The sequence below is a fragment of the Burkholderia sp. RF7-non_BP4 genome, from assembly GCF_001521935.1.
GTDB lineage: Bacteria > Pseudomonadota > Gammaproteobacteria > Burkholderiales > Burkholderiaceae > Burkholderia > Burkholderia diffusa.
In genome coordinates this window covers 68,645-81,167 of the sequence record NZ_LOTA01000076.1, presented here as the reverse complement: position 1 = coordinate 81,167, position 12,523 = coordinate 68,645, and the positions used below count along the sequence as shown (strand labels likewise).

General features: G+C 67.6%; 12 protein-coding genes. 8 read left to right on the top strand and 4 right to left on the bottom strand.

From position 1 onward, the window contains the following. The first annotated feature begins 65 nt into the window (after positions 1–65). The 5 genes from WS49_RS23175 (at position 66) to dbpA (ending at position 5,487) form a co-directional block, all read left to right on the top strand. Entirely contained in the window at positions 66–941 is an 876-nt protein-coding gene (locus WS49_RS23175) for a mechanosensitive ion channel family protein (RefSeq protein WP_059533650.1), read from the top strand. Positions 942–1,066: 125 nt separating this feature from the next. Beyond that, positions 1,067–1,396 (top strand): hypothetical protein, encoded by a 330-nt coding sequence (locus WS49_RS23170; RefSeq protein WP_059533799.1) that lies wholly within the window; start codon positions 1,067–1,069, stop codon positions 1,394–1,396. 503 nt (positions 1,397–1,899) lie between these two features. Continuing rightward, positions 1,900–3,561: a malate dehydrogenase (quinone) gene (mqo, locus tag WS49_RS23165; RefSeq protein ID WP_179949197.1), complete on the top strand. Its 1,662-nt coding sequence runs from the start codon at positions 1,900–1,902 to the stop codon at positions 3,559–3,561. A 329-nt stretch (positions 3,562–3,890) separates the two neighbouring features. Beyond that, positions 3,891–4,088: a hypothetical protein gene (locus tag WS49_RS23160; RefSeq protein ID WP_059447636.1), complete on the top strand. Its 198-nt coding sequence runs from the start codon at positions 3,891–3,893 to the stop codon at positions 4,086–4,088. 1 nt (position 4,089) lies between these two features. Continuing rightward, positions 4,090–5,487 carry an ATP-dependent RNA helicase DbpA gene (gene dbpA / locus WS49_RS23155; protein ID WP_059533646.1) on the top strand — a complete coding sequence of 466 codons (1,398 nt, stop codon included), beginning with the start codon at positions 4,090–4,092 and terminating at the stop codon, positions 5,485–5,487. Positions 5,488–5,527: 40 nt separating this feature from the next. Here dbpA and WS49_RS23150 read toward each other — a convergent pair whose 3' ends face one another. Next, positions 5,528–6,352 carry a phosphate/phosphite/phosphonate ABC transporter substrate-binding protein gene (locus tag WS49_RS23150; protein WP_059533645.1) on the bottom strand — a complete coding sequence of 275 codons (825 nt, stop codon included), beginning with the start codon at positions 6,350–6,352 and terminating at the stop codon, positions 5,528–5,530. Between the two features lie 319 nt (positions 6,353–6,671). On the opposite strand from WS49_RS23150, the gene WS49_RS23145 reads away from it, so the two are divergent. Together WS49_RS23145 and WS49_RS23140 are read left to right on the top strand one after the other, a co-directional pair. After that, positions 6,672–7,697: a fatty acid desaturase gene (locus tag WS49_RS23145; protein WP_059533643.1), complete on the top strand. Its 1,026-nt coding sequence runs from the start codon at positions 6,672–6,674 to the stop codon at positions 7,695–7,697. 229 nt (positions 7,698–7,926) lie between these two features. Then, positions 7,927–9,129 carry a benzoate/H(+) symporter BenE family transporter gene (locus WS49_RS23140; protein ID WP_059533641.1) on the top strand — a complete coding sequence of 401 codons (1,203 nt, stop codon included), beginning with the start codon at positions 7,927–7,929 and terminating at the stop codon, positions 9,127–9,129. Between the two features lie 25 nt (positions 9,130–9,154). Here the strand turns inward: WS49_RS23140 and WS49_RS23135 are convergent, their stop codons facing one another. Beyond that, on the bottom strand, positions 9,155–10,042 hold the full coding sequence (locus WS49_RS23135; protein WP_059533638.1) for an NmrA family NAD(P)-binding protein: 888 nt from the start codon (positions 10,040–10,042) through the stop codon (positions 9,155–9,157). 142 nt (positions 10,043–10,184) lie between these two features. Further along, positions 10,185–11,108: an AraC family transcriptional regulator gene (locus tag WS49_RS23130; RefSeq protein ID WP_059533636.1), complete on the bottom strand. Its 924-nt coding sequence runs from the start codon at positions 11,106–11,108 to the stop codon at positions 10,185–10,187. Positions 11,109–11,301: 193 nt separating this feature from the next. Here WS49_RS23130 and WS49_RS23125 point away from each other — a divergent pair, with 193 nt between their 5' ends. Continuing rightward, positions 11,302–11,499, top strand: coding sequence for a hypothetical protein (locus WS49_RS23125; protein WP_059533634.1), 198 nt, complete (start codon positions 11,302–11,304; stop codon positions 11,497–11,499). 48 nt (positions 11,500–11,547) lie between these two features. Here WS49_RS23125 and WS49_RS23120 read toward each other — a convergent pair whose 3' ends face one another. Next, a complete protein-coding gene (locus tag WS49_RS23120) occupies positions 11,548–12,501 on the bottom strand; it encodes a LysR family transcriptional regulator (protein ID WP_059533632.1) in 954 nt (317 codons plus the stop codon). Positions 12,502–12,523 lie beyond the last annotated feature (22 nt).

Here is a 12,523-nt window from a genome sequence, read left to right as displayed (position 1 = left end):
CTGTCCGACATTGACGGTCGCCGGCATCCGTCGCGCGCCTTCCGCCCTCAACCCGGAATCCCGTCATGTTTCTCGATCATCTTCATCCGGAACGCTGGACGTTCCTGTGGAACGCGCTGTCCACACTCTCGCTCAGGCTCTGCGCCGCCCTCGCGCTGCTCGTCGCGGGCTGGTGGCTGTCGAAACGCATCGGCAACTGGCTGAACCGGCTGCTCGCGAACAAGGAGCGCGTCGACGACACGCTGCGGCCGATCCTCTGCGACGTCGCCGTGTGGGGCATCCGCATCGTCGCGATCGTCGGCGCGCTGTCGCAGCTCGGCATCGAAACCGCGAGCGTCGTCGCGGTGCTCGGCGCGGCCGGCCTCGCGATCGGGCTCGCACTGCAGGGCACGATGCAGAACATCGCGGCCGGCATCATGCTGTTGCTGCTACGGCCATTCAAGGTGGGCGACTTCATCGACGGCGGATCGAACGTCGCCGGGACGGTGGAAGAAGTCGGGCTCTTCATGACGCGGCTGACGAAGCCGGACGGCATCTGCGAATACGTGCCGAACAGCGCGCTGTGGGGCAGCGCGATCCGCAACTACACGCGCAATCCGACGCGGCGTCTCGATCTGGAAGTGGAAGTGTCCGTGCACGACGACATCGATCGTGCACTCGACGCACTGCGCGCGCTGGCGGAAGCCGATCCCGACGTCCTCCAGGATCCCGCACCGGACGTGATGGTGATGCGTTTCGACGACAGCACGGCGATCGCGAACGTGCGCGTGTGGACGCACCCCGACACGTTCTGGGCGATGCGCTGGCGCCTCGCGCGCCAGGTGCGCAAGACGCTTGCCGATGCGGATTGCGCACTGCCGATCCGCACGCGCGAGCTGCACATCGTGCATGACGCCGAACAGCAGCGCCGGGCCGACACGCGCCGCGTGCAGGCGTCGTGACGCGCAGCGCGACGTGCGAGGTCAAGTTCTCGTCACGCGTGCCGGTGCCGGATACGTGATCGAATCGTTCAAGCGCCCGTCCGCGGGCATCCACCGTCGAACCTCATCCCATGGAGCGCTACCGTATGAAGCATTGCATTTCTTCCGCGTCGCTTGCCGCCATGATCGCCTGCGCGCTTGCATTGGGCGCGTGCGCGACTCAGCCGGCTTCGCCGCTTCCGCCCGATGTCGCCGGGCAGGACACGCGGGCCTCGCAGGCCGCGCAAACCGCCCAGGCCGCGCCGCCGATCGTCGGCGGCGATCGCGATGCGCATGGCTGCATCGGCTCGGCCGGCTACGCATGGTGCGAACGCACGCAGCAATGCGAGCGTCCGTGGGAACTCGCGAAGGCGCAAGGCTTCGCGAATTCGGCGCAGGCGTACGAACAGTTTTGCCGGAGCGCTTCGTCGAAGTGATGCCGTGACCGGAACCGGATCGCGGTGCAACGCCGCGGTCCGGATGAAGTATCGATATCGCGCGCGTCGCGACCGTTCCGACCCCGCCGTTCTTCCCGTTCCGCGCACCGTCGTTCCGGAAACCCGGACACGCAAAAAACCCCACGAAAACAAGGATATTCCGCGCGTGCGACACGGCAATCGAGTTCGGTTATATTACGCGCCCCTTGCCATCCCGCCCCCGCGAAATGCATTGCGCGCGGCCTCTTTCGACGCGGCCTGAAGCGCCGTCCGGCGAGGCCTGCGGCACGGGCCCGCGCGCGCCCGGCACGACCGCGAAGCATGCGATTGCATGACTTCTTGAAGTCGATCCGAAGGTGTCCTTCGCAACGGCTTCGCGTGCGCAAATGCAACGGCGAACGCGGCCGTTCCGGAATTCCGGATTCGCGATCCGGATCTCCGGATGCGCGGGCCGGACGCGAATCCGCATCGGCCGGGCGGCATGGCAAACCGATGCATCCAAGTTGAAAAAGGGATCTGCTGTGATCAAAACGTTACGGGTAATACTGTCGGCGCTCGCGCTGTGCGTCGCGGCGTCGTCCGCGCATGCCGCCGATACGAAGAAGGTCGACGTCCTGCTGGTGGGCGGCGGCATCATGAGCTCGACGCTCGGCGTGTGGCTGCACGAGCTTCAGCCCGACTGGTCGATGACGATGGTCGAACGCCTCGACGGCGTCGCGCTGGAAAGCTCGAACGGCTGGAACAACGCGGGCACCGGCCACTCGGCGCTCGCGGAACTGAACTACACGCCGGAGAAGGCGGACGGCAGGATCGACATCTCGAAGGCGATCGAGATCAACGAGTCGTTCCAGATCTCGCGCCAGTTCTGGGCCTGGCAAGTCAGGCAGGGCGTGCTGAAGAATCCGCACTCGTTCATCAACTCGACGCCGCACATGAGCTTCGTGTGGGGCGACGACAACGTCCGCTTCCTGAAGAAGCGCTACGACGCGCTGCAGGCGAGCCCGCTGTTCCGCGGGATGCAGTATTCGGAAGACCACGACCAGATCAAGCAGTGGGTGCCGCTGATGATGGAAGGCCGCGACCGCAACCAGAAGGTCGCGGCGACGTGGACGCCGATCGGCACCGACGTGAACTTCGGCGAGATCACGCGCCAGTTCGTCGGCTACCTGAAGACGCAGCCGAACTTCACGCTGTCGCTGTCCAGCGAAGTGCGCGAGATCTCGCGCAACGCGGACGGCACGTGGCACGTGTCGTGGGTGAAGCTGCATTCGGATGAACCGCCGCAGGCCGTCGACGCGAAATTCGTGTTCATCGGCGCGGGCGGCGGTGCGCTGCACCTGCTGCAGGCGTCGGGCATCCCCGAGGCGAAGGACTACGGCGCGTTCCCGGTCGGCGGCTCGTTCCTCGTGACCGACAACCCCGAGGTCGTGAAGCGCCACCTCGCGAAGGCGTACGGCAAGGCGTCGGTCGGCTCGCCGCCGATGTCGGTGCCGCACCTCGACACGCGCATCATCGACGGCAAGAAGATCATCCTGTTCGGGCCGTTCGCGACGTTCTCGACCAAGTTCCTGAAGAACGGCTCGTACTTCGACCTCGCGAAGAGCACCAACCTGCACAACGTCGCGCCGATGATGCGCGTGGGCGTCGACGAATTCCCGCTCGTCCAGTACCTCGCCGGCCAGCTGATGCTGTCCGACGACGACCGCTTCAACGCGCTGAAGGAATATTTCCCGGACGCGAAGAAGGAAGACTGGCGCCTGTGGCAGGCCGGCCAGCGCGTGCAGATCATCAAGCGCGACCCGAAAAAGGGCGGCGTGCTGAAACTCGGCACCGAGATCGTCAGCTCGCAGGACGGCAGCATCGCGGGCCTGCTCGGCGCATCGCCGGGCGCGTCGACGGCCGCGCCGATCATGCTGAACCTGATGCAGAAGGTGTTCAAGGACAAGGTCGCGACGCCCGAATGGCAGCAGAAGCTCCGCCAGATCGTGCCGAGCTACGGCACGAAGCTGAACGACAGCCCGGCGAAGGTCGTCGAGGAATGGACCTACACGAGCGACGTGCTGCAGCTCTCGCCGCCGCCGAAGATCGACCTGACGGCGCCGTCGCAGGCGACGGGCACCGCCCCGGCGCGCCCCGCGAAGGCATCGGCCGACATGGCGCTGTAACGCGTCCGGCCCCGTTTCGCCGCATCGCACGGCCGCCCTTCGGGGCGGCCGTTTTTCATGGCGGATGCGGGCGGCACCGCTCGCACCCGTCGGCGACGCCCTCCCCGGCCGCGCCTCGACGCTCGTCCGCTGCCGTGTCGCCCACTGCCGGCCCCCCGCATCCGCTAGAATTGCGGGCACGCGCGACGCCGTCGCCACCCGATCCACCATCCGCATCGACGCGGTCCACGCGACCGCCGGTGCGGCCCGCGCCCGAGCCGCGCGAGCGCCGCACGCCGTTGCCGCGCCCGCCGGGCGCGCCATCAACCGAATTCAGCTGGAGAAAGACCGTGTTTACCTGCCGAAACCAGAGCTGCGGCACGCAGTGGGAGACGTCCGACGTCGTCATCAAGGACGAAGGCCAGGGGCTGCTGTTCCGCTGCCCGCTGTGCGGCGCGCGCAACTATCTCGAACGCTTCGAGGACGATGAAGGTAACGTCCTCTACGAACAGATGGAAGGCCGCCCTTACCTCGGAGACCTCTCCTGACATGACCCAATCGACCGCCACGCCGTTCAGCGCACTGCCGCTGACGCCCGCCACGCTCGCGAACCTCACGCAGCTCGGCTATGTCGACATGACGCCGATCCAGGCCGCGAGCCTGCCGATCGCGCTGGCCGGCCAGGACCTGATCGCGCAGGCGAAGACGGGCAGCGGCAAGACCGCCGCGTTCTCGCTCGCGCTGCTGGCGCGCCTCGACGCGCGCCGCTTCGACGTGCAGGCGATGATCCTGTGCCCGACGCGCGAGCTCGCCGACCAGGTCGCGCAGGAAGTGCGCCGCCTCGCGCGCGCCGAGGAAAACGTGAAGGTGCTGACGCTGTGCGGCGGCACGCCGATGCGGCCGCAGGCGCAGAGCCTCGAGCACGGCGCGCATATCGTCGTGGGCACGCCGGGCCGCATCATGGATCACCTCGACCGCGGCAACCTGAAGCTCGACGCGCTGAACACGCTCGTGCTCGACGAAGCCGACCGGATGCTCGACATGGGCTTCTTCGACGACATCGCGAAGGTCGCGCGGATGTGCCCGACGACGCGCCAGACGCTGCTGTTCTCGGCGACCTATCCCGACGGCATCGCGAAGCTGAGCCAGCAGTTCCTGCGTAATCCGAAGGAAGTGAAGCTCGAAGAGCGCCACGACGACAGCAAGATCCGCCAGCGCTTCTACGAAGTGACGGAAACCGAGCGGCTGCACGCGGTCGGCCAGTTGCTGAACCACTACCGGCCGGTGAGCACGATCGCGTTCTGCAACACCAAGCAGCAATGCCGCGACCTGCTCGACGTGCTGCACGCGCAGGGCTTCCACGCGCTCGCGCTGCACGGCGAGCTCGAACAGCGCGAACGCGACCAGGTGCTGATCCAGTTCGCGAATCGCAGCTGTTCGGTGCTGGTCGCGACCGACGTCGCCGCGCGCGGGCTCGACATCGCGCAGCTGGAGGCGGTGATCAACGTCGACGTGACGCCCGACCCCGAAGTGCACGTGCACCGCATCGGCCGCACCGGCCGCGCGGACCAGGAAGGCTGGGCGCTGAGCCTCGCCAGCATGGACGAGATGGGCCGCGTCGGCGCGATCGAGCAGGCGCAGAAGCGCGACGTCGAATGGCATCCGCTCGCGGAACTGAAGCCGGCCGGCAACGACACGCTGCTGCCGCCGATGGAAACGCTGCAGATTCTCGGCGGCCGCAAGGACAAGATCCGTCCGGGCGACGTGCTCGGCGCGCTGACCGGCGACGCGGGGTTCGACGGCAAGCAGATCGGCAAGATCAACGTGACCGAGTTCTCGACCTACGTCGCGATCGAGCGCGGCGTCGCGCGCGACGCGCTGCGCAAGCTCAATGCGGGGAAGATCAAGGGCAAGCGGGTCAAGGTCCGGTTGATGGACGAGGAATGACCTGAAGTAGCGCGGCTGCCACGGCAGCCGCGCCGCCGCATCACGCCAGCTCGGGATACCCGTGCGCGGCCGCGTCCCGCGCGAGATCGGCAATCGTGTCGTAGGCAGCCGGCGGCAGGCGCTCGAACCCCTTCAGGCGCAGTGCGGTCACCCGATCAGCATCGACCGCGACCGCGTGATCGAGCGCATCCTGCAACCCCTCCACGAGGCTCCCGTTCAGCGCCCTCGATGCAATCAATGGCAAGCCCGGCGCCGACGCCGTCATGCCGATGATCCGGATGTCGTTCAATAACTCGGGCAGTGCGTCACGCACGTATGCGAACGTCACGCAGTCGATCGCCGCGCAATCGGCAGCACCTGCCGCCAGCGCGCGCAGCACGTTCAGGTGCGAGCCGAACGACACGACCGAACCGAAGAAGCGCCCGTCGTGCGCGTGCGGCGCGACCGCGTGCCGGAACGCGTTCATCCCGCTGTGTGAGTCCGCGCCGTTGAATGCGGCCCGCAATCCGCGACAGGCAGCCAGCGTCGTCGCGCCACCCGCATGCACGCGCGCCGATACCACCAGCACACTGCGGTACCGCGCGCCGTCGCAGCCGGGCACATCGAATGCCGGAGTCGCGATCAGGTGAACGGCATCGCGCAATCCGAGCATCCGGTACGGATAACCGCATGTCTGCGACAACAGCACGTCGCTGCGGTGCCACAGCGCGTGCAGATCTCCGAACGGTTCGTCGAGCAGCGCGACGCCGGCCGGCCCGCCGTGACGCGCGAACGCATCGAGTGCGTCACGCAGCAACGCGCGCCACAGTGCGGCGTGGCGCGGCGTCACGTTATACATCGGCAGTCCGGCGATCCATGGGCTCATGTGCGCATTCTACGCATCGGCGGTGCGTTGGAGAAAGCCCGTTCGCCCGGGTTTCGCACAGGTCCGGCACGCGCCCGGGCGCGGTCAATGCTTATCGGTCGCGCAGCGATAAGCAAATGCGAATTGCTTGGTTGGCCTGACTACGCGAGCCGGGTAGCGTTCCAGTGTCGCGACGCCGTCGCAAGCCGCTCGCCGTAGCGGTCGACTGCGAGTCGCGACGCAAGTCGGCCACCTGCATCGCGGCTCGCAACGGCGCGATCGTCCGCTACCCGTTACCCGTGCAGCACCCGTATCACCCGCTACATCCCGCCCCAGCACCATGGCCGAATACTTCGACGTCGACCACGCGCGCGCGATCGCCGCACTCGACGCCCGCTTCACTGCCCGCACCGAGTGGCCGACGTGGCTGCTGGTCGTCGCGATCTACGGCGGCTGGCTCGCCGTGCTGCTGCTCGTACGTGCCGAGCGCCTGTCGCTCGCGGCCGCGACACCGCCGCTGATCCTGCTCGGCGCGTGGCACATGTCGCTGCAGCATGAGCTGCTGCACGGCCACCCGACGCGCTCCGCGTTCGTGAACCGGCTGCTCGGCTATCCGCCGTTGACGATCTGGTATCCGTACACGCTTTATCGCGACACGCACCTCGACCATCACCGCGATGAGGACCTGACCGTGCCGGGCGTCGACCCGGAAACGAACTACGTATCGCGCGCGCAGTGGGCGCGGTTGCCGCGCTGGCGTCGCGCGCTGACCGTTGCGCGCACCACCTTCGTCGGACGTCTCGTGTTCGGGCCGCCGGCGAGCGTCGCCGCGATGTTCGCCGACGCATTCGCGGCGTTCCGGCGCGGCGACTTCCGCTATCTGCGGATGTGGGTGACGCACGCCGTCTGCGTGGGCGCGCTACTCGCATGGCTGCAGCGAGCGATCGGCGTGCCGTGGTGGTACTACCTGCTGGCCGTCACGTGGCCCGCGCTGTCGCTCGCGATGATCCGTTCGCTGTTCGAGCACCGCGCCGCGCGTCATCCGAAGGCGCGCATCGTCATCAACGAGGCCGGCTTCGCGATGCGGCTGCTGTACCTGAACAACAACTATCACCTCGTGCATCACGACCTGCCGAGGCTGCCGTGGTACGACCTGCCGCGCGCGTACCGGATGCGGCGCGACGCGTATCTGGAGAAATGCGGCGGCTTCGTGATCCGCGGCGGCTATCGCGAACTGCTGGCGCGCCACGCGTGGACGCCGACCGACGGGCCCGTGCATCCGTTCGACCACGGCACGGCGTCGCTGTCGACGGGCAGCGGTGCGAAGGTCGCCGCGGTCGACGGGTATCTTCAGATCAGTACGTAACGCTTGAGCGGGTCGCGCCGCGCCGGGAAGGCGCCCGATGCGGCGACGCCCGCGCAAGGCCGCACGGCTACCGCGACGCGCATTGCTTACGAAAAGCCGACAACACCGATCCTCATCGGCAAATTGCCATTTTCAGCGGCAATGCCCAGAATGACGGATCGTCCGGGGCCTCCAACAATCATTCGCCCCGGCTCAGCCTCCCGGCCGCGCGCCGCACTCCCCTACGACGATGCAACCGAACACCTCGCCCGGCGCGATCCGCTCGATCGGCAACGACTGGTCCGTCTCCGCGGTCACCGCGGGCTTTCTCGCGGTGCTGATTTCCTACGCGGGCCCGCTCGCGATCTTCTTCCAGGCGTCGCAGGCCGCGCATGTATCCGATGAGATGGTGGCGTCGTGGGTCTGGGCGATCTCGATCGGCGCGGGCGTGTCGGGCCTCTTCGCGAGCTGGAAACTGAAGGTGCCGATCGTGACCGCATGGTCGGCGCCCGGCACCGCGCTGCTCGTCGGCCTCTTTCCGCAGTTGACGCTGAACCAGGCCGTCGGCGCGTACATCACGGCCGCGTTGATCATCCTCGTGATCGGCATCACCGGCTATTTCGACCGGCTCGTGCGCCACATTCCGCGCGGCATCGCGTGCGGGATGATGGCCGGCATCCTGCTGCCGTTCGGCATGCATGCGTTCTCCGCCGCGACTGCGCAGCCGGTGCTCGGGTTCGGGATGATCGCGGCGTACGTGATCTTCAAGCGCCTGTTGCCGCGCTACAGCATCGTGCTCGTGCTGCTGACCGGCGCCGCGCTCGCGATGCTGCTCGGGATGGCGCATCTCGGCAACGTGTCGCCGAGCATCGCGCGGCCGATCTTCATCGCCCCCGAATGGACGCTCGGCACCACGCTCAGCCTCGCGCTGCCGCTCGTCGTCGTGAGTCTCACCGGCCAGTTCCTGCCCGGCATGACGATCCTGCGCGTCTCGGGCTATCACACGCCGGCGCGGCCGATCATCACCGCAACCAGCGTGATGTCGCTTGTCGTCGCGTGCTTCGGCGGGATCACGATCGTCGTCGCGGCGATCACCGCGGCGCTGTGCACCGGCAAGGATTCGCACGAGGATCCGGACCGGCGTTATATCGCGGGCATCGCGAACGGCGTGATCTACCTGATCGGCGGGCTCTTCGCGGGGACGATCGTCACGCTGTTCTTTGCACTGCCGAAGGCTTTCGTCGCGATTCTCGCCGGGCTCGCGCTGATCGGTGCGATCGGCGCGAACGTACACGGGATCTTCGAGGACGAGGCGCATCGCGAAGCGTCGGTGATCACGTTCCTCGCGACTGCGTCGGGGATGACTTGGCTCGGGCTCGGGTCCGCGTTCTGGGGGATCGTGATCGGGTCGCTTTCTTATGCGGTGTTGAGCAGGGTGCGGCGGCAGGCGTGATGCGCCACACGCGTCGCCGCCGCTGTCATCGCGCGTGCTGCCGCATCAGTTGCGCAAGCGCATCGGTCAGCGTCGTCTTCCCGTAAAACCGCTCCGACACACCAGCCTCGACGTCGATCTGCCCCGCGTTGTGCACGTCGTACAGATCGACGATCAGCTGCGCATGTCGCTCCCTAAGGCCCGCGCGCAGCAGCGTCGCGGTCCATGCGTCGCGCGGCAGTTCGCGCGCGACGATCTCGCGGTCCGCGGCCGCGCCGAGCGTCTCCGCGATGTCTCGCACGCTCACGCGCCGCGGGCCCTCGATGCTGACGATGCGCGGCCCGTTGCCGGTTTCCGCGGCATCGAGCAGCAGCCGCGCCGCCGCGACGCCCACGTCGAGCGCCCATACCGTCGGAAATACCTTGTCGACCGGATGGTGAAAACTCGGCAGCACGCCGGTTGCAAGCGCGACCGGCAACACGCGAGTCCAGTTCTGCAGATGTTCTGCCGAGCGCAACAGCGTCAGCCGGGTCGGGACCGTCTTCAACTTCTCTTCCAGCAGATGAAACAACCGCGTGATGCCCGTGTTGCCGTCAAGTTCCGCGCCATAGTCCGACAGCGCAAGCAGTGCCGGCGGCGGATTCGCGGCGAGTGCGCCGGTCACGACGTCGAGCGTGCGCGCCATCGTCGCGGCCGGGTCGCCGTCGGCGACGGGCACCGGACACAGCATCTGCACGGCTTGCGCGCCGTCGATCGCCGTGGCGATCGCACCTGCATCCGTCAGGTCGGCGATCGCCACTTCGCAGCCGAGTTGCGCGAAACGTTCGCGATGGCGTGCGTCGCGCAGCACGGCGCGCACGGGATGGCCTGCGTGGCGCAGGGTCGTCACGGTCGACGAGCCGATGTTGCCTGATGCTCCGAAAATCACGAACACGATCCGCTCCTGGAGGATGAAGGTGCAGTGATTGTCGGCGTGCGCGAACGGGAAGGCGCGCAGGCGCGGATGATGTGAACAGGAAAGGATGACGGGATGCGGGGCCGCACACGGATCGCACGGCCCACCGGTTCGTCAGCGGCTATCGATCCGACGTCGACGCATCGTCCTCGCCGTCATAAGCCAGCCGGAGCCCGCCCCGCGCGCCGGACCGCGCGACCTCCGTCGGCGTCGCGCCCAGCACGCGATTCATCCAGTTCGCCATATGGCTCTGATGGGCGAACCCGGCTTCGAGCGCGATCTGGCTGATGCTGAGCCGGCCTTCGAGCAGCAACGCCTTCGCGCGCTCGATCCGGCGCCGCACCACGTACTGATGCACCGGCATCCCGAGCGTCTCGCGAAACAGCACCTTGAAATGCGGCACGCTGATCGACACGAGCGCCGCAAGCTCGGCAAGCGTCATGCGGCGTTCGAGGTTGGCCTCGACATAGTCGATCACGCGCGCCGCCGCCTTCGGCGCGAGCGTCCGCCGGCGCTCGTGGAACACGGGCTGGCCATCGACCAGTCGCGCGACGAGCGCCGTGCACAGGCTCTCCGCATAGAGCGGGTCGGACGCGTCTTCCGCCTCGAGTTCGGCGGCCATCGCCCATGCAATGTGTTGCAGGCGCGGATCGCGCACCTGCAGCCGCCGGCGGATCTGCGCCTGCGACGGCTTCAGCTCGAGTTGCTCGAACGTGCGTCGCACGAACGTGTCGCTGAGCATGACGTGCAGGATCCGGCAGTCGGCGCTGTCCGTCCATTGGCCCGGCAGGCCGGCGGGAATCACGTCGATGTCGCCGTGCGCCTGGATGCGCGACACGCGCTGGCCGTCGCACACGCAATCCGCGCGCACGGGCGAGCCGATATGCACGCCGATGCGGTGATGATCGGCCGCCGGAATCCGGTACGTACCCGCGCGAATCTCCAGCAGCGACGCGCCGAAGCCGCGCCAGCCGAGCCCGCGGCTGGAGCGCAGGCTGACCGGCACGCCGTTGTCGGTCGGCGCGGCGAGAATCGGATCGCTCATGGTTCTTCTCCACCAGATCGTGGGTCGAACGCGCATTGTGACGCTTTTTCCGGCCGTTCGCCGGGCGCGCGCCGCCATTCCCGCAACGAGCAGAAAAAGATCATCCGTTCCTGCTCCGCCGCATCCTTGCGTGCGCGCCGACGGGCGCCGCGGCGCTTACGATGGGCTTCATCCGACACCTACGGAGACCGTCATGCCCCATTCCTGCCCATTGCGCGCGGCGTTCATTCCCTCTTCGCCGTCCCGGACAACCCGCCGTCCTGACGGCCCCGCTCCCCGCAACGACCGGATCGCCTTCGCCGCGCGATGCCTGCGCATGCTCGGCTGGTACCGCCTCGAACGGCTGCTCGCGTCGATTCCCGACAGCAACGACGACTTCGGGCTCGTTTGACCGACGGCACGCACGGCTCGCACACGCCGCCCGCGTCCCGGCGTGCGTCTACTTGCGCCGCCGCTCGTGCGGCGCGACCGTCGCGCCGTCGATCACCGGCGCGCCCTGCTTGATCAGGAAGTCGCGAAACAGCCCCGTCACCTGCGAGATCCGCCGGTCGGCGAGCGTGACCACATACCATTCGCGCTCGATCGGGTTGCCCGGAAACGGCAGTTGCCCGAGCAGCCCCGTGCGCAATTCGAGTGCACACGCGTGCAACGACAGGAACGCGACGCCGAGCCCCGCTTCGGCCATCTGCTTGATCGCCTCGTTGCTCGACAGTTCGGAGCCCACATGGAAACGGTAGCCGGCCGTCTTGAACAGGCTCTCGACGGTCGAGCGCGTGCCCGCGCCGCGTTCGCGCACGAGCAGATGCGCGGATTCGAGATCCTTCAGCGCGACGCGCTTGCGCTGCATCAGCGGATGGCCCGGCGCCGCGACGAACACCATCGGATGCTTCGCGAACTCGACCGCGTGCGTGCGCAGCTCCTTCGGTGCGCTGCCCATCACCGCGAGATCGATTTCATGCGTTGCGAGCATGCGGATGATGTCGTCGCGATTACCGACCTTGAAGTAGGTCTTCACGTGCGGTCGCGTCGCGGTGAATTTCACCAGCAGCGGCGGAATCAGGTATTCGGCCGTCGTGATCGCGCCGATCCGCAGCGTGCCGCCGAGGTCGCCCGTCAGCGCGGCCACTTCGTCGCCGGCCTCGCTCCATAGATGCAGGATCTCGCGCGCATAGCGCGCCACGATTTCACCGGCGGCGGTCAGCTGCACGCCGCGCCCCACCCGCTGCAGCAACGCGGCGCCCACCGCCTCCTCGAGCAGGCGAACCTGCAGCGACACGGCCGGCTGCGTCAGGTTCAGCTCCTCGGCCGCGCGCGACACGCTGCCGAGCCGCGCGATCATGTCCAGCGCCTTGAGCTGCCGGAACGTCGCGGTCTTTCCTATAAGTGAATACATATGGGTCGCTTATAAACATTAA

Bases quoted from the DNA above. Each gene is read 5' to 3' on its own strand.
- WS49_RS23145 (WP_059533643.1), top strand. From the start codon at position 6,672: ATGGCCGAATACTTCGACGTCGACCACGCGCGCGCGATCGCCGCACTC.
- dbpA (WP_059533646.1), top strand. From the start codon at position 4,090: ATGACCCAATCGACCGCCACGCCGTTCAGCGCACTGCCGCTGACGCCC.
- WS49_RS23125 (WP_059533634.1), top strand. From the start codon at position 11,302: ATGCCCCATTCCTGCCCATTGCGCGCGGCGTTCATTCCCTCTTCGCCG.
- WS49_RS23170 (WP_059533799.1), top strand. From the start codon at position 1,067: ATGAAGCATTGCATTTCTTCCGCGTCGCTTGCCGCCATGATCGCCTGC.
- WS49_RS23120 (WP_059533632.1), bottom strand. From the start codon at position 12,501: ATGTATTCACTTATAGGAAAGACCGCGACGTTCCGGCAGCTCAAGGCG.
- WS49_RS23140 (WP_059533641.1), top strand. From the start codon at position 7,927: ATGCAACCGAACACCTCGCCCGGCGCGATCCGCTCGATCGGCAACGAC.
- WS49_RS23175 (WP_059533650.1), top strand. From the start codon at position 66: ATGTTTCTCGATCATCTTCATCCGGAACGCTGGACGTTCCTGTGGAAC.
- WS49_RS23150 (WP_059533645.1), bottom strand. From the start codon at position 6,352: ATGAGCCCATGGATCGCCGGACTGCCGATGTATAACGTGACGCCGCGC.
- WS49_RS23130 (WP_059533636.1), bottom strand. From the start codon at position 11,108: ATGAGCGATCCGATTCTCGCCGCGCCGACCGACAACGGCGTGCCGGTC.